This is a genomic window from Rufibacter hautae (assembly GCF_008271695.1).
In the GTDB taxonomy this organism is placed as follows: domain Bacteria; phylum Bacteroidota; class Bacteroidia; order Cytophagales; family Hymenobacteraceae; genus Nibribacter; species Nibribacter hautae.
On sequence record NZ_VKKY01000003.1, the window covers coordinates 889239 to 908068 of the forward strand.

General features: G+C 50.8%; 14 protein-coding genes. 5 read left to right on the plus strand and 9 right to left on the minus strand.

Annotated features, from left to right (window positions below; translation table 11 throughout):
• Positions 1 to 16: 16 nt before the first annotated feature.
• On the plus strand, positions 17 to 5035 hold the full coding sequence (gene porU2 / locus FOA19_RS20155) for a putative type IX secretion system sortase PorU2 (protein WP_149092634.1): 5019 nt from the start codon (positions 17 to 19) through the stop codon (positions 5033 to 5035).
• 178 nt (positions 5036 to 5213) lie between these two features.
• On the opposite strand, the gene FOA19_RS20160 is transcribed toward porU2, so the two are convergent.
• The 3 genes from FOA19_RS20160 to FOA19_RS20170 are packed head-to-tail and all read right to left on the minus strand — an operon-like array spanning position 5214 to position 7901.
• On the minus strand, positions 5214 to 5720 hold the full coding sequence (locus FOA19_RS20160; protein ID WP_149092635.1) for a dihydrofolate reductase: 507 nt from the start codon (positions 5718 to 5720) through the stop codon (positions 5214 to 5216).
• Positions 5717 to 6658 (minus strand): methionyl-tRNA formyltransferase, encoded by a 942-nt coding sequence (gene fmt / locus FOA19_RS20165; protein ID WP_149092636.1) that lies wholly within the window; start codon positions 6656 to 6658, stop codon positions 5717 to 5719. The genes FOA19_RS20160 and fmt overlap by 4 nt, the downstream gene beginning before the upstream one ends.
• 1 nt (position 6659) lies before the next feature.
• Positions 6660 to 7901, minus strand: a complete 1242-nt coding sequence (locus tag FOA19_RS20170) for an exo-beta-N-acetylmuramidase NamZ family protein (RefSeq protein ID WP_149092637.1) — start codon at positions 7899 to 7901, stop codon at positions 6660 to 6662.
• Positions 7902 to 7950: 49 nt separating this feature from the next.
• On the opposite strand from FOA19_RS20170, the gene FOA19_RS20175 reads away from it, so the two are divergent.
• A complete protein-coding gene (locus FOA19_RS20175) occupies positions 7951 to 9165 on the plus strand; it encodes an ABC transporter permease (protein WP_149092638.1) in 1215 nt (404 codons plus the stop codon).
• A 109-nt stretch (positions 9166 to 9274) separates the two neighbouring features.
• Here the strand turns inward: FOA19_RS20175 and FOA19_RS20180 are convergent, their stop codons facing one another.
• Both FOA19_RS20180 and FOA19_RS20185 read right to left on the minus strand, forming a co-directional pair.
• Complete coding sequence (locus tag FOA19_RS20180) at positions 9275 to 10063, minus strand: mechanosensitive ion channel family protein (protein ID WP_149092639.1); 789 nt, start codon at positions 10061 to 10063, stop codon at positions 9275 to 9277.
• A gap of 96 nt (positions 10064 to 10159) precedes the next feature.
• On the minus strand, positions 10160 to 10867 hold the full coding sequence (locus FOA19_RS20185; RefSeq protein ID WP_149092640.1) for a peptidoglycan DD-metalloendopeptidase family protein: 708 nt from the start codon (positions 10865 to 10867) through the stop codon (positions 10160 to 10162).
• Between the two features lie 174 nt (positions 10868 to 11041).
• Here FOA19_RS20185 and FOA19_RS20190 point away from each other — a divergent pair, with 174 nt between their 5' ends.
• Positions 11042 to 12124 (plus strand): ferredoxin--NADP reductase, encoded by a 1083-nt coding sequence (locus FOA19_RS20190; protein WP_149092641.1) that lies wholly within the window; start codon positions 11042 to 11044, stop codon positions 12122 to 12124.
• A gap of 18 nt (positions 12125 to 12142) precedes the next feature.
• Entirely contained in the window at positions 12143 to 13882 is a 1740-nt protein-coding gene (locus tag FOA19_RS20195; protein ID WP_149092642.1) for a M3 family oligoendopeptidase, read from the plus strand.
• A 146-nt stretch (positions 13883 to 14028) separates the two neighbouring features.
• On the opposite strand, the gene FOA19_RS20200 is transcribed toward FOA19_RS20195, so the two are convergent.
• Together FOA19_RS20200 and FOA19_RS20205 are read right to left on the minus strand one after the other, a co-directional pair.
• The gene (locus FOA19_RS20200) at positions 14029 to 14670 is read right to left on the minus strand and encodes a hypothetical protein (protein WP_149092643.1); all 642 of its coding nucleotides are present in this window, start codon (positions 14668 to 14670) and stop codon (positions 14029 to 14031) included.
• Positions 14671 to 14893: 223 nt separating this feature from the next.
• Positions 14894 to 15475 (minus strand): TetR/AcrR family transcriptional regulator, encoded by a 582-nt coding sequence (locus tag FOA19_RS20205; RefSeq protein ID WP_149092644.1) that lies wholly within the window; start codon positions 15473 to 15475, stop codon positions 14894 to 14896.
• Positions 15476 to 15674: 199 nt separating this feature from the next.
• On the opposite strand from FOA19_RS20205, the gene thiL reads away from it, so the two are divergent.
• Positions 15675 to 16703: a thiamine-phosphate kinase gene (gene thiL / locus FOA19_RS20210; RefSeq protein ID WP_149092645.1), complete on the plus strand. Its 1029-nt coding sequence runs from the start codon at positions 15675 to 15677 to the stop codon at positions 16701 to 16703.
• A gap of 104 nt (positions 16704 to 16807) precedes the next feature.
• On the opposite strand, the gene FOA19_RS20215 is transcribed toward thiL, so the two are convergent.
• Entirely contained in the window at positions 16808 to 17176 is a 369-nt protein-coding gene (locus tag FOA19_RS20215; RefSeq protein WP_149092646.1) for a hypothetical protein, read from the minus strand.
• A 111-nt stretch (positions 17177 to 17287) separates the two neighbouring features.
• Entirely contained in the window at positions 17288 to 18706 is a 1419-nt protein-coding gene (rlmD, locus tag FOA19_RS20220) for a 23S rRNA (uracil(1939)-C(5))-methyltransferase RlmD (RefSeq protein WP_149092647.1), read from the minus strand.
• Positions 18707 to 18830 lie beyond the last annotated feature (124 nt).

Genomic DNA, 18830 nt, shown 5'->3' on the forward strand with positions numbered 1-18830 from the left:
GCGCGCGCTAATTTATATGAAGACACCTTACTATTTAAAATCTTTACTTCTTACTGCTCTAGTTTTCTTTGCCCTGTTGGGTTCTGCGCAGCGCTCTTATGGGCAGCAGATCACCTACGGGAATGAGTGGATCAATTACAGCCAGAAATACTATAAAATAAAAGTGCCCGCTACTGGCATTTACCGTTTAGACAAAACCTACCTGCAAGCCGCCGGCATCAATGACGTAGACCCGCGCAATTTCCAACTCTATCGCCGGGGCCAGGAAGTCTCCATCCACGTGGAAGGTGAAGCAGACGGCTCTTTTGACGCTGGTGACTTCATTGAGTTCTACGGGGAACAGAATGACGGGGCTTTGGATAGAGAGCTTTACAAAAATCCAGAGGATCAAAAACACAATCTCAATTACAGCTTATATACTGATACAGCTGCTTACTTTTTAACCTGGTCTGGTGCAAACGGTAGGCGAATGATTTCTCAATCCTCTAGTTCTTCCACGCTTACTCCAGAGCCATGGGTGATGCATTCGCGTGTATACCAAGCTTTAGATGCTTATGCACGCGGAAAGAAATATGGCGAAAATCACCTGTCTTGGGGCGATGTAGGGGAAGGATACTCCTCGGGAGGATTCAATCTGACTACCGCCGCCGCTTCTGTGCGGGAGTATAAAGTGGATTCAATCCAGAATGTTAGTACGCAGGGGCCAAGGCCTACAGTAGAAGTCATGATTGTGGGTAATAATCCTGTGGCTCCTGATGTGAATGTTTTTGTAGTTGAAAATGGGGTTGAAAAGCTAATTGGTAATATAAAGTGCCCAACCTATGGGTTAGGTAATGCCACGTTCCCGTTCGATTTTTCCAGTATATCTGCTTCTGGCCAGCTCACTCTTAGGATTAGAGCTGGTGCTGTTGGCGGTACGTTTCGGTTTTGTTATGCAAAAGTTACATATCCTAGAAACCCGGTAATCAATGGGGGAACACTAACGTTTGATGCTGCGAAGGCACCAAATGGTGAAGAATTGTTTTCTTTTGAAGGTACTGCCGCGGCAAGAGCCATAGCTTATGATATTACCTCCCCAAATAACGTTTACAGGATTGAAGGCAATGTTAATGGTTCTAAAAAGGAATTTGTTTTTTCCAGAGCCACCTCTGGCTTGGCTAGAAAAGGCTTTCTATGGTCCAAATCGCCTATCGTTCCCCTGCCAGTCAGTGAGGTGAAGTTTAGAGCCTTGACCGGGAACACAGCCTCCTATATTATAGTCTCCCATCAGGCATTGATGCAGCCGGTGAATTCGTCTCTAAATCCTGTAAAAGACTATGCTGCATTTAGAGCTTCTGCTGCAGGCGGCAATTATGATACCTTGGTAATGGAGGTGGGTCAGTTGTATGACCAGTTCTTTTACGGCGATAAATCATCTGCCGCCATCAGAAGGTTTATGAAATTTATGATGGTTAATGGCAAACCAGAATACTTGTTTATAATTGGTAAGGGGTTAGAAGCTGATAATATTAATGTGCGGAAGAATCCCGCAGCTCTTGTTTATAAGGATTTAGTGCCCACGGGAGGTACACCTGGCTCGGATGTTTTCTTTACAGCTGACTGGGAGCAGGGAAAATACGTGCCAAAAGTAGCCACTGGTAGGATTCCGGCTAATACACCTCAGGAGGTTCTGAGTTACCTTAACAAGGTTCAGTTACATGAAAGTTTGCCTCAGAATCTGGAGTGGAGGAAGAACATTCTTCACTTAGGGGGAGGTATTGAAGGATCAGAGCGTACGACGCTAGCTGCATACCTGAGGTCATATGAACAGATTGCGGAAGGAAAGTGGTTAGGAGCAAGTGTCACCACCAAAATCAGGAGTTCAATTGCAGGTTTGGATACCATCAATGTGGCAAAAGAGCTTAATGCAGGGTTGAGTTTGATTACCTTCTTCGGACACAGTTCTACCACAACTTCAGATTTGGACATTGGGCTTGTTTCTAATGTTCTGTCTGGGTACAGGAACAATGGTAAATATCCCATGATCTTAATGAATGGTTGTAATGTTGGTAACAGCTTTATTCCCGCGAAATCATTCGGAGAAGACTGGCTATTAACTCCGGAAAAAGGTGCACTTGCGTTTTTAGGTCATGCCAGCTATGGGTACCCTTCGCTATTGAACATCTTTAGTTCTAGTTTCTATAGGACTTGTTTCAGTAATCCAGAGTTCTTTGGAAAACGCTTGGGAATACAGCATAAACAAGTAATTCAAGAAGTGACTAATGCCATCAGTGGGGAGAATGCCACAGCCATGGCCATGCAAATGGTCCTTCAATCAGATCCAGCATTGTTGCTTATTGCACCAGAAAATGCCGACTATACTGTTGAAAATGGAGGCGTAAGTATTTCAGGTACAGACGGAGGGAAAGTTACGGCTACCTCAGAAAGCTTTGTTTTATCAATCGACGTTAGAAACTTAGGTAAGGTTAATGAATCACCTTCCTACATTTCAATCAATAGAACCCTAGAAAATGGGACTGAACTGCTTTATGACTCCATCAAAATTCCAGCCGTTTATTACCGGGACACCATAAAACTAGAGCTACAAGCTTTAACCACTGATGGTTCGGGAGTCAATACCTTCAGAATTAAGTTAGACCATACAGATACAATCCCAGAAATTGATGAAACCAATAATGAGTATACATTTGAAACCTTCTTTTCTAAAAGTGGGGTAGTTGCTTTAACTCCTAATGAATATGGGATTGTTTCAACAGATAAAGTAAAGCTCATTGGGCAATCAACCGATTTGCTATCAGCACCTCGGGATTACTATTTTGAAATCGACACTACCGCATCGTTCAAAAGCCAATGGAAGAAAACGACTGTTGTGAATGCTGCAGTACTGCCTACTTGGGAAGTCCAATTACCTTCCCCAACTGCTTCAAACGACAGTACTGTCTACTTTTGGCGTCTGAGGTATAACTCCTTTTCAGCTGAAGAAGATACTGTTTGGGCAGTAAGTTCCTTCAGGCATATTCCGCAGAGTGCCAGTGGTTGGTCACAGGCTAACTTAGGTCAGTTTACAAAATCTGACCTCCAAAGAATAAACCTGAACGAAAAAGCCAACAAATTGGAGTTTGCGCCTCTGTATAAAAGCATTCTGATAAAAGGTGGCGGTGGCGCCTTGGGCATGTCACTGAGTTCTCCTTTTGGTATATTCATAGACAACAATGCTTTCTTCTGGGATAATTGTGGATATACAAGACCTAATATTCTGGCAATGGTTTTCAATGATGTAACCTTGGAGCCTTACACCAGCATGCCTGCCAATGCGGGAAGCAGATGTGGTCTATCTGGTACGTTTGTTTACCAATTCTCCAATTTATCAACCGTTGCAAACCAAGATAGGTTAGAAGCATTTTTGAAAGCAGTACCGGCTGGCTACCATGTTGCCATGGTAGGAATAAACACCATTCCGTACCAATCCTTTAAACCTACCTTAAGAGAAGCCTTCAAAGGAATTGGATCGTCTATCATTGATAATCTAAAAAATGGAGATCCATTCGTGATCTTAGGCCGAAAAGGGATTGCGTCTGGTTCTGCAACTGAATTTGGTGGAAGTGATGCAGACGCCACTACCCCAAGAAACATGCAGGCGGTTCAAATTGAAAGGGTCCTTCAAGTGAGTGACGCCCAAGGTGTTTTGACTTCTACCCTCATCGGACCTTCCAAGGAGTGGAAATCACTTCACCATCAAGTTAAACTGGAATCATCAGATAGCTACCAATTAGATGTGGTTGGGGTAGACCAGACCGGAAAGGAAACAGTTCTTTCTTCAAATGTGACGACCTCCAATCTTAGTTTAGCCGATGTTAATGCGGCTACGTATCCTTATCTAAGGTTAAAATTGACATTGAAGGATGAAACCCAGCGAACTGCACCTCAACTAGGTCAGTGGACGGTATTGTATGACGGATTGCCAGAAGGATTGGTTCGTCCTGACCTGGTTGGTTTGGATAAATACAACAAACTATCTGAGCAGGCAGCTAGCGGGGAGGTGAATCTCCAATATGCTTTCCATAATATAAGCCAGGTGAACTTCTCTGATTCTCTCACGGTAGAAACCACCCTGTTTGAAGAAAACGGGGCTAAAACGGTGAAGACCTTTAAAGTGGAGCCGCTGCAGAAAGAAGACACGGTTTTCTTCACCCATAAGTTCTCTACTTTGAACCTGAAAGGTTCTAACAGACTAAGGGTGACAGTGAACCCTCGGATCCTGCCGGAACAAAACTATTTTAACAACACGCTGGAGGTGCCTTTCAATGTAAACCTTACTGCTGGCATGCCGCCTGTTTTGGACGTAGTGTTTGATGGCGTGAGAATTCTGGATGGCGATATTGTGTCTCCGAGCCCGTTGATCAGTATGGTGTTGAAAGACAATAACCGCAAAATCCCGATCACCGACCCTACTTCTATGAAGGTCTACCTGAAGAAAGAAGGTGGCGATTTTGAGGAGATCGAGGTGAGCTCTAATCCTAACATCCGGTGGTACCCAGCTGATGACAAGAATGATTTCAGGGTGGAGTACCACCCTGAGAAACTTGCTGACGGCAAATACACTTTGGAAGTTCAAGGCTTTGATGCCTTGGGTCAACGGGCAGGAAATGAGCGGTACAGCATTAATTTCGAAGTGGTGAACGAATCATCGGTAACCAACTTCTATCCGTATCCTAACCCGTTCTCGTCTAAAACAAGATTCGTGTTCACCTTAACCGGAAGCACTGTGCCAGACAAGATGAAAATCCAGATCATGACTGTGACCGGAAAAGTGATTAGAGAGGTGCAGAAAGAGGAACTGGGCCCAATCAAAATAGGCAACAACGTTTCTGAATTTGCTTGGGATGGAACCGATGAGTTCGGCGACAAACTGGCCAACGGCGTTTACCTATACCGCGTGGTGATGGATAACGGACCTGAGGATATGAAGCACCGCTACACCCAGGGAGACAAAGCCTTCAAGAAGGGCTACGGTAAAATCTACATCCTCCGATAACTACCCTTTTTAAGGCTGATTTCTAAAAATCAGCCTTAAAAAGAATTTGCTAGAACAAAAAGGGCTTCTGATCATCAGAAGCCCTTTTTGTTTGCATAAAGCGGATGATAAAGAATCAAACTACTTCCTTGTTTAGGAGCTTATTTCGTAAAATCAGACCTTAAGTAAAGAAGCCACCTTAATTCTGACTGAACCCAGCTTTCCTCCGGAAGGTGAAGAAGGTGAAAGGATAGGCGTGTTTCTCATCGGCGAGGTGCTCTTCCTGCTCTGTGACCTCCCAGGCATCGGCTTGCAGTTCGGGGAATTGTACATCGCCCTCAAAAGATTCGTGTACCAGGGTGAGGTAAACCACTTCAGCCAAAGGAAGGGCCTGGGCGTAGATTTCGCCGCCGCCTACTACCAGCACGTGCTCATCCTTTGAAAGTCCCTGCTGCAAGGCTTCCTCCAGTGAGGTGGTAATGATACATCCCTCGGGTGCTTGGTAGTCCGGTTGCCGGGTTACGATGATGGAGGTGCGGCCGGGCAGGGGCTTCCCGATGGCTTCAAAGGTTTTTCGGCCCATGACCATGGGGTGGCCCATGGTCAGTTTCTTGAAATGCTGCAGGTCTTTGGGCAAGTGCCAGATGAGTTGGTTGTCTCTTCCGATCACGCGGTTCTCCGCGATGGCTACTACTAGTGCGATCATATGGCGTGTTGAAACGTGAAACCCCGCAGAAAGTCCTGAATCTTCATGCGCTTTTTGCCTTCCATCTGCAATTCCTCTACCGCATAGGCGGTGCCGTTTCCGCAATGGATGTGCAGATAGGTTTTGCCATCGGTGGAGTAGGTGCCGGGTTCCGTTTCGGGGCCGTTTTCCAGAACTCGGCCCAAAAACACCTTGAATTGCTTTTCCTCCAGCACGGTCCAGGCGGCAGGGTAGGGCGACAATCCGCGCACGAAATTGTGTACCTGCTCAGCAGGCTGCGTCCAATCTATCTGGCAGGTCTGTTTGAATATCTTGGGAGCCATGTGGAGCGGTTCCTCGGGCTGGGGCTGTGGATACGGCTGCACGCGTTCCTCAACAATAGCAGAAACGGTTTCCAGCAGCAGGTCGGCGCCGGCGTGTTTCAGCTTCTCGTAGAGTGTCCCGAAGTTGTCTTCCGGGGCAATGGCCACTTTGTTCTGCAAGATGATGTCTCCGGTATCAATCTCGTGCTGCAGAAAAAACGAGGTGACGCCGGTTTCCTGGTCGCCGTGAATGAGGGCCCAGTTGATAGGGGCCGCGCCGCGGTAGTGGGGCAGCAGCGAGGCGTGGATGTTCAATGATCCCAAAGGCGGCATGTTCCAGACAGCTTCGGGCAGCATCCGGAAGGCCACAATTACCTGTAAAGTGGCATTGTAGCTCCGGAGTTCCTCTTGGAAAGCCGGGTCTTTGAGGTTGGTAGGCTGCAATACCGGTAAATCATGCTGTAAGGCAAATTCCTTTACCGGCGAATAAACCAGTTTCAGGCCTCGGCCTGCGGGTTTATCCGGGGCGGTGATCACGGCCACCACGTTCCAGTTGTTTTCCACCAATGCCTGAAGGGCGGGCACCGCAAAGTCGGGGGTGCCCATGAAGATAATCCGGAGGTCTTCTTTCTGCATGTTATTCAAAATCTGGGTAAAGCAGGTACTGCTTGCGCATTTTCTTGTAGGCTTCCAGTTCTGGTTTCCAGGACGCCCTGATCTCTTTCTCGGTCATGCCGGCCATGATCTGTTTCTGCAGTTCATCGGTGCCGGCCAGGCTCTTGAAGAAGTTGTTGAAGAACTTCTCTTTTTGCCCCGATTTCTGATAAAAGTCGAGTAAATAACTCAGGGTGAAATTCTCTTTCAGTTGCATTTTGGTCAGGTCTTTTCCGTAGCACATCTGGTTTTTGTAAGGCGGATCCATGGACATGCCCGGAATAGGCACTGGTGTGAAAGAGAAAGATTTGTCCGGGTAATACGGTGCCCCAATGACCTGGAACGGCGTCTGCGTGCCGCGGCCCTGGCTTACGGTTGTTCCTTCAAACAGGCAAAGAAACGGATACAATCTGATGGATTGGTCGTTGGGCAGGTTGGGTGACGGTTTGATGGGCAGCGAGTAGAACATCTTGTGCGTGTAGCCTTTCACCGGAATGGTCTTCACCTGCGCTTGCACGCTGTTTTGGAGCCATTTTTCGCCGTTGATCATCAAAGCGTACTCGCCCAACGTGAGCCCGTGCGCGATGGGAATGGTGTTCATGCCCACGAAGGATTTAAACTGGGGCTTTAGCACCGGACCATCCACCAGGTAACCGATGGGGTTGGGCCGGTCCAGCAGCAGCATGGGCTTGTTCTGCTCGGCGCAGGCTTGCATCACGTAGTGCATGGTGCTGCTGTAGGTGTAAAAACGCACGCCCACGTCCTGGATATCGAACAAGAGGACATCCACGTCTTTCAACATCTCGGCGCTCGGTTTTTTGTTCTTTCCATACAATGAGAGGATAGGAATGCCGGTTTTAGGATCGGTGGTGTTGTTGATGTGGGCGCCCGCATCGGCATCGCCGCGGAAACCGTGCTCTGGTGCGAAAATCATGGTGATCTTCACGCCGCGGCTCAGCAGGGTATCCACCAGGTGGGTCTTGCCAATGGTGGAGGTCTGGTTTACGACCATGCCCACGCGTTTGCCCTGCAGGTACGGTAAATATAACTCTGTCTGCTGCGCGCCCGTTAGGAGAGGGGCCTGCTGTGGCGACCGCTGTTGCGAAGCATTAGGGGCGGATGTGCCGCTGACAGAAGGGCTATCCGTGGTGGGGACGGTTACGGCTGGTTTGCAGCTGGCCAGCGTGGCACAGAACATCGCCGTACGGAGGATGGTTACAAGCATAGGTTTAGTTTAAGAACAGATAGCTATCTTTAAGCACAAAATAGACGAAGTGAATCTTTCCCGATACATTGCCAGCCGTTTGACTGGCGCCCGTTCAGACTCATTTACCGCCTCGGTCACAAAAATAGCAAAGTTCAGCGTAGGGCTGGGCATTGCCATCATGATTGTGTCGTTCGCCATCCTGGAAGGTTTCCGTTACGAGATACAGGAAAAGATCTTCAGCTTTGGCGGGCACCTGCAAATTAGCAAATTTGACACCAACAATTCGTTTGAAGGCTACCCCATGGGTACCTCCACCGGGCTAGGCGACTACAAAAACATTCCGGGGGTGGCGCATCTGCAGCCTTTCGCCCGCAAAACAGCTATTATCAAAACCGATGACGAGGTGCTGGGCGTGGTGCTGAAAGGCGTGGACACCACCTATGATTTCCGGGGGATGCAGGCCAACCTGGTCTCAGGCTCGGTGCTGGAGTTCAACGATACCGCCGCCTCCAACCAAATCATGATGAGCCAACTCATGGCCGATAAACTGCGCCTGAAGGTAGGGGAGAAGGTATTGTTCTACTTTATCCAGAATCCGCCGCGCATGCGCCGCTTTGAGGTGAAAGGCATTTTCAAGACCGGCTTGGAAGAGTTCGATAATGTGTACGTGCTGGGCGATCTGCAGCAGATCAGGGACCTGAACCAGTGGCCTGATACCCTGGTGGGTGGCTACGAGATCCTGCTCAGCGATTTCACCCAGATTGACACCGTCACGAGCCAGGTCTTTGATAAGATGAACTACGATTTACAGTTGGAGAAAATCACCGATACCTACGCCCAGCTTTTTGACTGGCTGGAACTTCTCAAGCGGAACGTAATCATCTTTCTGGTGCTGATTGTGTTTGTGGCTACCTTCAACATGGTGTCTACGCTCTTTATTATGATTCTGGAACGCACCAACATGATAGGCGCGCTCAAAGCTATGGGCGCCACCAACGGACAGATAAGAGGCATTTTCCTGCACCGCGGCCTGCGGCTCACCATTGCCGGACTCATCGGCGGAAACCTGTTGGCCCTGCTCTTCTGTGGCGTGCAGGACTACTTCCACCTCATCCCACTAGACCCCGAGAACTACTACATGGACACCGTGCCCATCCATTGGGACTGGCGCATCTGGGTAGGCATCAACGGCATCACATTTATCTTGACCATGCTGTCCATCCTGTTGCCCACCTTGCTTATCGCCCGAATCCACCCGGTGAAAGCCATTAAATTTGATTAAATGCTTAACCCCGGTTTCAGGGCTCTTTTCCTAAAAATAGCCCTGAAACGGGGCAGTGCTTAAAAGCCTATGGTATATCCCGGCTGATCTTAAGGTCTGCCGGTTTTTTTTATTTCAGGGCGATTTCCTCTTGTTCAAAAGCTTCTTTCACTTTTTCGTTCAGAGATTCTGATACCTGTTGGAATCGGTAATCGCCGCGCTGGACCCACACTTTCACCGAAATAGTCATGGTTCCAGCGGCAAGTTTCTCAACCCCCACGCTGGGTTCAGGGTCCTGCAGAATCCTGTCATCGGTGGAAATCACACGCTGGATCACCTCCCGAACTTTGGACAAAGGAATAGCAGCATCTATGGTATAAGAGACATCAAGCCGTCTAGTATTTTCCACGTCATAGTTCACCACTACCGCCGAGGCCAAAGGCCCGTTGGGAAGATAGATGGTTTTATGGTCCTCGGTAGTGATTACAGTGTTGAAGATGTTGATGAGCGCCACCGTGCCCTTCTGCCCCTGCGCCTCAATGTAATCCCCAACTTTGAACGGTTTTATGGCCAGAATCAAGACCCCGCCCGCAAAATTGGAGAGACTTCCTTGCAACGCCAGACCTACCGCAAGACCCGCAGACCCCAGCAAAGCCAAGAACGAAGTAACCTCCAGACCCACCTGAGCAATCACAATAATAATGAGCATCACCAACAGCACAATGTTGAGGATGTTCTTGAGGAAAGGCCGTAAGGACGGATCCACGTTTTTGCGGGTCATCAACCGGTACGTGAAATCCGTGATTCGCCGGATGAGCCACAGGCCAATCAACAGGATAACGATGGCTACTAAAATCTTGATGCCATACAGCACCGCGAAGTCCTGGATGTGGGTCAGGAAACGTTCTGCGTTAAACATTATCACAAGGGTAAGAACTTGATATTTTATATAATAGATGCTGCGGGTGTGTCCATTTATCCTCTAATTTCAAGTACTAGATGGTACATCCAAGGATTATACATCCTGCCCTAAATGCCGTGACCGCAGGACCAGATTCGGATCAAGGCAAATCTGCCGATAGTATTCCTCCTCAGAAGGGGCGCAAACACCGGGGAAGTCCCCGCTTTTGCCTAGCAGGTCTGCCATAAGTTGAAAGTGCAGGTGCGGGGGCCAATCACCGTTTTCGGGGTATGGGCCCATGGTAGCAATCTGGTCTCCGGCGGCAATGGGCTTGCCCACAGACAAACCATCTAAAGAGGTGCGGCTGAGATGACCGTATAAGGTATAGAAAATGATTCCGTCCAGTTCGTGCTGCAGGATGATGGTAGGGCCGTAATCCCCGAAGTTGGCATTGTCCTGGAAACTGTGCACGGTTCCCGCCAGTGGCGCATAGATGGGGATGTGAGCCGGAGCCCAGATGTCCACGCCCAAATGGAGGGACCGAGACTCACCTGCTCCCCCAAAATGCTCGCTGCGCCGATAGATGACCCGGTCCTCAAAATATCCTCCCACGCCCACTGTCGCGTTTTTCTCGCGGAGCATTTCCTGCACAAACTGCTCAAAAGAAGCTGTATCCTTGAAGTCGGCTTGGAGCAGAGTCTGGTTCGCAGCGGTGAAATCAAGGCGCACCACATCCGGGGCATTCAAATCATGGTCCAGGATAGGGGCGAAGGAAGAGGCGTGGGCAGTGAGAAGCGAGATCAGTTTGGCCGTAGTTTCCATAGAATGGCGCTAAAACGTATGCAGAGGGTTATCAATTCGGAAAGATAGGGCAAAAACAAACGACCGCCTGCTTTTTTTACCCTAAGTTCGGGCGGGAATATGAAATGTTGTAACTTTCCTCCCTTATTGAAAGTTAGTCAAACCCGAATCACCTACGATTTTCGTATAGAAACTATGAGCAACGCTTATTTCAACATGAAAGTGGCGGACATCACGCAGGAGACGTCAGATGCCATCACCCTTCATTTAGATCATCCAGATAAAAAGAACATCCCTTACGTTCCCGGTCAGTTCCTTACCTTGATCCTTCCCGTGAACGGACAAAAAGTACGCAGATCCTACTCTCTGTGCAGCATTCCCGACGAGCCTTATTTCTCGGTGACGGTGAAGCGGGTAGAAGGCGGTCTGGTGTCAAACTTCCTTGCCCAGAATGCCCAAGTGGGCCAGACTATTGAGGTGATGGCTCCTATAGGGAACTTTAACCTCAAGCCTGAGCCCTCCCAGAAGCGCCACATCTTCCTGTTCGGTGGCGGAAGCGGCATCACGCCGTTGCTGTCAATGCTCAAAAGCACGCTCAAATACGAGCCGCAGAGCCGCGTTACGCTCATCTACGGTAACCGCAACGTGGATTCTGTCATCTTCAAAGACCAACTGACCCAACTGGAAGAACAAAATCCAGATAAATTCAAAGTGGTGCACGTGTTCAACGAAGCCCTGGTAGACGCTACTGAGAAGCAGGATCACATTGGTTTGCTGGACCGCTCCATGGTGCTGCGCCTGTTGCAAGACCTAAGAGTGCCTGGCTATCAGCAGGAAAGTTTTTACATATGCGGCCCTGAGGGGATGATGAACGAGGTGCGCGAGGCGCTTCATTTCATGAGTGTACCGGCAAATCAAATCTATAAAGAGAGTTTCACGGCGCCAACCGGACCAGAGGCCCATTCCGCGGATGTGAGTGCTGCTCCTGAATCTGACGAGATCATCACCCGCACCGTCACCATCCGCTACGAAGGCCAGGAGTACCAGGTGGAGGTGAAACCCACCGAAACCATCCTGGATGCCGGCTTGAAGGCCGATATAGACTTGCCGTATTCCTGCCAGGCCGGCCTTTGCACCGCCTGTATGGGCAAGTGCGTAAGCGGACGCGTGCATTTAGATGAGCGCGAAGGCTTGTCAGATGCGGAAATTGCCCAAGGATACGTTCTAAACTGCGTAGGCCATCCGCTCACCGCCGATGTGGTGATTGAGATTGGTTAATCGTTTTTAACCCGATTTATGGAAAACACCTCCCAAACGCTCGCGTTGCCAGAACGCAAACCCCGCCAGTACATGCCCGCAGACTTTGAGGTACGGGACTGGGAATCGCTGGAGTCATACTTTGAGGAACTGAAAACCCGTGAGATCCACTCGCAGGAAGACCTGGAGAGATGGATCGCGGACCGCAGTGAACTGGAGAGCGTGCTCTCTGAGAACCTGGCCTGGCGCTACATCAAGATGACCTGCGACACCCAGGACGAGGCGCTCACGCAGGCATTCCAGTTCTTCGTGACCGAGATTGAGCCCAAAGCCTCGCCGTATGACGATGCCTTCAACCGCAAACTGGTGGAATCGCCGTACATTGACGGGCTGGACGAAGAGAAATACCGCATTTACCTGCGGGGCGTGCGCCGGGCCATTGAACTGTTCCGGGAGGAGAACATTCCGCTGCAGACCGAGATCAGCACCAAGCAGCAGCAGTACGGCGCCATTGCCGGAGCCATGATGGTGACCCTGGACGGGGAAGAGATGACCCTGCAACGTGCTGCCGACCGCCTGAAGCAGACCGACCGCGCTGTGCGCGAGGATGCCTATCTAGCCATCCAGAACCGCCGCCTCGAAGACAAAGAAAAACTGGACGAACTCTACACCGAGTTGGTGCAACTGCGCCACCAAGTGGCCCTGAACGCCGGCTTTGAGAACTTCCGGGACTACATGTTCGCCGCCCTTGGCCGATTTGACTACGGTCCTGAAGACACCTTCTCCTTCCACCAGGCCATTAAGGAGAAAGTGGTGCCCGTTACCCGCCAGATCGATTTGAACCATAAAGACCAGTTAGGCCTGGATACCCTGCGTCCTTGGGACATGGACGTTGACCCCAGTATGCTGCCGCCGCTGGAACCATTTAAAACCGGCGACCAGCTGCTTTCCCAAACCATTGAGTGCTTCTATCACCTGGATTCTTTCTTGGGCGACTGTCTGGTAACCATGCGCGAGATGGGCCACCTGGACCTGGAATCACGCAAAGGCAAAGCACCAGGCGGTTACAATTACCCATTGGATGAGATCGGGGTGCCGTTCATCTTCATGAATGCGACTTCCTCCCTGCGCGATGTGGTAACGTTGTTGCACGAAGGCGGCCATGCGGTCCATTCCTTCCTGACCCGTGATTTACCGCTCAACGCCGCTAAACACCCACCGTCCGAGGTGGCCGAGCTTGCTTCCATGTCCATGGAATTGCTCACCCTGGATTATTGGGACATCTTCTTCCCGAACCAGGAGGATCTGGTACGCGCCAAGCGCCAACACCTGGAGGGCGTTCTGGAGACCTTCCCGTGGGTAGCCACTATTGACAAGTTCCAGCACTGGGTGTATGAGAATCCTAATCATACTGTGGAAGAGCGCCACCAGAACTGGGTGCGCATCTTTGAGGAATTCAATTTGCAGGAAGTAGACTGGAGCGGATTGGAGCACATCAAGCCGTACATCTGGCAAAAACAGCTGCACCTCTACGAAGTGCCTTTCTATTACGTGGAGTACGCCATGGCCCAACTAGGCGCTGTCGCCGTCTGGAAGCGCTACAAATCTGAGCCTGAAGCAGCCTTGGAAGGCTACAAAAAAGCCTTGAGCCTTGGCTACACCGCCACCATTGGGGAGATCTACGCCGCCGCTGGCATCCGTTTTGATTTCTCCAGCGAGTACATCCAGACTTTGGTAGACTTCGTGAAAGACGAACTAGCCCAACTGGACCACAAATAGTCAGACCATTTCTCAAAAACAGAAAAGCCTCAGAAGATATCTGAGGCTTTTCTGTTTTAAGTCAATTTTTGCAAAATCTTCTTGAAAACGATTCTGATGTAGGCGGAAGGATTTTCTGGCTGTTCCAGTCGGATAACTAAAAGGCTTTATGATCCTGTTTCTTCGCTCTCCTCGGTGGATTTGGCGTTCTTGTCTACCCATTGGAAAAGCGGGGCGGGCTGCAGGGTGTCAAAGGGTTTCCCCAGTTTGGGTACCTGTTTTTTGTAGCGGCGCAGCAGCGTGTTTAGTTCTTTGGCGGTTTGGTCATAGCGGCCGCGGTAGAAAACGGTCTCGGTCTGGTGCGCAGTGATGGACTGGTTCAAGGAATCAACGCGGGGAACGCCGGTAGGGCCGTCTTCGGGTAGGAAAGCGCGCAGGGCGTTCCATACAGAGTCTTGGGCGGCATCATAAGCATCAATGCGGTCAGAGTCACGCACGGTGTTGCGGTCATAGCGCAAGGTACGCAGGCGGCGGAGGGCCTTTTGCAGCTCGGAGCGCTGCTGCGCTTCCATGGCGGCCGGCGGAATGGCCGCCAGCATTTCCTCCATCTGTTGGGTTTTCAGGCTATCGCTCCACATCATCACCTTCCACTTGCCGTTGAGGGTGTCAGACAGGACCGTAAGTTCCTCTTTTAACTGTTCATTTGATATGGGACGGGCCAGGGGGCCAGACCTGCCGGAGTCTTTGGAGCAGCCAGCCATACCCAGGATCACCGCCACGGATAGCCCAAAGATTATATGTTTTCTCATGCTTTCTTTTGTAAATAAGAGTACGCCTGTTATGATGCTCAGGCGGGCCAGAAAGTAGGCCAGACACCCTGCAAACGTAACAGCTCCCTTTCCCGTTACAGCGCATACCCACCCGCGGAACCTTATCTAAAGGAAAAGCAAAGGCGAGCAGGGCCGTTCAATTCTTTTGTGGGAACGCCTTAAAGCCTGCGAAATTATAAAGAGACTGCTGAAACTGCCTGAACTAGAAGTTTTTGAGGCCGTTGAGCAGCAAGTTGGAGAGGAACTCCGCAATCTCGTCCGGGCTCATCTTGCCTTCGGGTTTATACCACATGTGCAACCAGTTAAGGCTAGAGAGGAGCGTCAGAACCACGAATTTCTCATCGGTGACTTTGAATTCTCCGCTCGCGATTCCCTCGCGCACAATCTCCCGCAGGCTTTCCTCGTACTGGAAACGCATGTCATGGAACTTGCTCAGGGAGGGCTCGCTCAGATGGCGCCACTCGTTGAGGAACACCCCGGCCGCCGGTGGGTTCTTGGTGAGTACCCGCACGTGGGCCGCCACGGCCAGGCGCAGTTTCTCGGCCGCCGGCACGTCTTTGGTCTTCACCTCGTCAAAGGCGGCATTGAACTCATCGGCCATCTTAAAGCAGACGCGCTGCAGGATATCCTCCTTTGATTTGATATGCGAATAAAGACTTCCGGCCTCGATTCCCAGTTCCAGCGCCAGATCCCGCATGGTGGTGGCGGCGAAACCCCTGGATTTGAAAAGGGAAGTGGCAACTTGGTCTATCTGTTCTTTGCGCGACAATTGGGTGCTGGACATAGAGGGTACTGTTTACAATCAAAGCTACTAATGCGAACGGCCGTTAGCAAATTTACTTGCCTGGAGCCCCGGAATTCTTTGCAATGAAAGGTGCCGTGGAAAAGCTATCTTTGCGTTTTAGGCAAGTTTTTCTAAAAATAAGACGAAAACGTATATCTCCTATCAAATAGGATGAAAAAGTACGATAAGTAGATACAATATGTCAGAATATACCTCTTTAGACACCTTGGGCGAATTTGGGTTGATCCGCCGCTTGCAGGAAAACATTGAAATGAACCAGCCGTCTACCGTGGTGGGCATTGGCGACGATGCCGCGGTGCTGGAGCCGGGTCAGAAGCAGATTGTGGTTTCCACCGATATGCTGGTGGAGAACGTGCACTTTGACCTCACCTTCTGCCCTTTGAAGCACCTGGGCTACAAGGCCGTGGCCGTGAACGTATCTGATATTGCCGCCATGAACGCCGTGCCTACCCAGATTGTGGTGAGTTTGGCCATTGGCGCCCGCTATACCGTGGAGGCCATTGAAGAACTGTATGCCGGTATGCGTCTGGCCTGCGAGAGTTACAACGTGGACCTGGTGGGCGGCGACACCACGGCTTCGCGCGGTGGGCTGGTGATTAGTATCACTGCTTTGGGCGAGGTGGAGAAAGGAAAAGCGGTGCTGCGCAGCACGGCCCAAATCAATGACCTCATCTGCGTGACCGGCGACCTGGGTGGCGCCTACCTGGGCCTGCAGCTGCTGGAGCGCGAAAAACAGGCGTACCTGGCAGACCCCGAGACCCAGCCCGAACTGGAAGGCAAAGACTACGTGGTAGGCCGCCAATTGAGACCCGAGGCCCGCATGGATGTGATCCATGAGCTGAAGGAACTGGGCGTGCACCCCACGTCCATGATTGATATCTCCGATGGATTAGGTTCTGAGTTGCTGCACATCTGCTCGCAGAGCCGGGTAGGAGCGGCCATTTACCAGGACAAACTGCCCGCCGACCAGCAGACCTTGGAAACCGCTGAGGAATTCAAACTGGACCCCGTAACCTGCATCCTGAACGGCGGCGAAGACTACGAACTGCTCTTCACCGTGAAAATGGCCGATTTCGATAAAATCAGGAACCACCCCGATATCACCATCATCGGGAACATCACCGATGCCGGCGAGGGGGTGCGGTTGGTGACCCCGAGCGGCAACTCTTTCCCCATCAAGGCGCAAGGCTGGAACCACTTCGGGTAAGCATCAATTGTCACTAAACAGCAAGCCCCAACTTCCTGATAGAAGTTGGGGCTTGCTGTTTAGAGGGTACTTTCAAAAAATCAGGTCTAAAACAGGGATATGCCTTAATCCTCTGGGTAGGGAACGAACACGAAGTTCATGAAGTCGCGGTCCACCACAAAGAGGCAGCAATATTCATCGGCATCACGGTAGGCCTGTTGGAAATCCTCTATTTTGTCTTCCAGCACCAGTTTGCGGCCCACAAAGTCCTCCAGGTAAGAAGCGTTGATGTTCCAGTCCAACTGGCGCTCCTCGGCGGCAATGATCAGCCCGCCAATCTTGGTGACCTCCTTGGAGAACACAAAAATGGGGTACTTGGAGATATCGCGCTTTCTGATGAGGTAAGAAGCCTCTTTCAACGTATCAGACACCTGCACAAAGTCTTTGGTGATGGTGCCCAGGTATTTACCGTTCAGTTCTGGATCGTTTTGCATGGGAGTGTCAAGTAGTGCGTATCTGGTAGCACGTATTATCTTACGAAAGAGATGCGTTTGGGGGCTGTTTTTCAGAAAACAGCCCCCAAACGCTTTGGGTAATAGCAGAGATTAGCCGCGCAAGGTGAGCAGCGCCACGCTTTCTACGTGGTAGGTCTGCGGGAACATGTCCACTGGCTGGATCTTCACCACATCGTACAGTTCTGAGAGCATCTCCAGGTCGCGGGCTTGGGTAGAGGGGTTGCAGCTCACGTACACAATACGGCTGGCTTTCACCTCCAGCAGGCGGGCCACCACATCTGGGTGCATGCCGGCGCGAGGCGGATCGGTGATGATCACATCCGGGCGGCCGTGTTTGGCAAACAGATCGTGCGTGAGCACGTCTTTCATGTCGCCGGCGTAGAAATGCGTGTTGGTGATGTCGTTGATCTGCGAGTTGATTTTGGCGTCTTCAATGGCGCTGGCCACGTACTCAATGCCCACCACCTGCGCGGCAGACCTTGCCACGAAGTTGGCGATGGTGCCCGCACCGGTGTACAGGTCATACACAATCTCATGGCCGTTGAGCAGCGCGAACTCGCGAGTGAGTTTGTAGAGGTTGTATGCCTGCTCTGAGTTGGTCTGGTAGAATGACTTAGGCCCCACCCGGAACCGCAAACCTTCCATCTGCTCATGGATGTAGGGCTCGCCGTGGTAGCACACCACCTCCAAGTCATGGAACGTCTCGTTGCCCTTGTTGTTGACCACGTAATGGAGCGAGGTGATCTGCGGAAATTCCGCTAACAGATGATCCAGCAAGGGCTGCAGCAAGTCAAACCGGTCCTCGAATACCTGTAGAATTACCATCAAATCGCCGGTGTTGGCCGTTCTTATGATGAGGTTGCGCAGAAAGCCTTCCTGTTTCACCAGGTTGATGAACGCCAGGTTATGCTCCAGCGCGTATTTCTTCACCGCCAGGCGGATGTCATTAGACGGGGCCGGCTGCAGGTAACAGTGCTGGATGTCTACGATCTTGTCAAAGCGCAGCGGCACGTGGAAGCCCAAGGCCCGACGTTCCAATTCCACGCCGCTGTCTATCTGCTCTTTGGTGAGCCAGGCGTTGTCTGAGAACGTGAACTCCAGCTTGTTGCGGTAGAAACTCACCCGGTCTGAGGGCAGAATGGGCAGCATCTCATGACCTCTGACCTTACCAATGCGCTCAATATTGTCGTTGACCTGTTTCTGCTTGAAAAACAGCTGGGTATCATACGGGATGTGCTGCCACTTGCAGCCGCCGCACACGCCAAAATGCTCGCAGAACGGCTGGGTGCGCATTTCTGAGTATTCATGGAAATGCACGGGCACGGCCTCCAGGAAATTCTTCTTCTCCTTGGTCACGCGCACGTCCACCACATCGCCGGGGGCTACGTCTGAGATAAAAACCACCAGGTTCTCGTAACGGGCCAGGCACTTGCCTTCGGCGGCCATCTCTTCCACCCGAAGCTGCGGAAGGATGTTGTATTTGCTTTTTCTTTTCTTGTGTCTTCTCACGATGCCGCAAAAATACGAAGAAAACTCTGCCCAGCCGCTTGTTCCTGCAAATGCGTTTTAAAGGAGTTTTCAGAAAATCGGCCTTGAAACAGGAGAAAGGATTATTCAGGAAAAAGCAACTCCG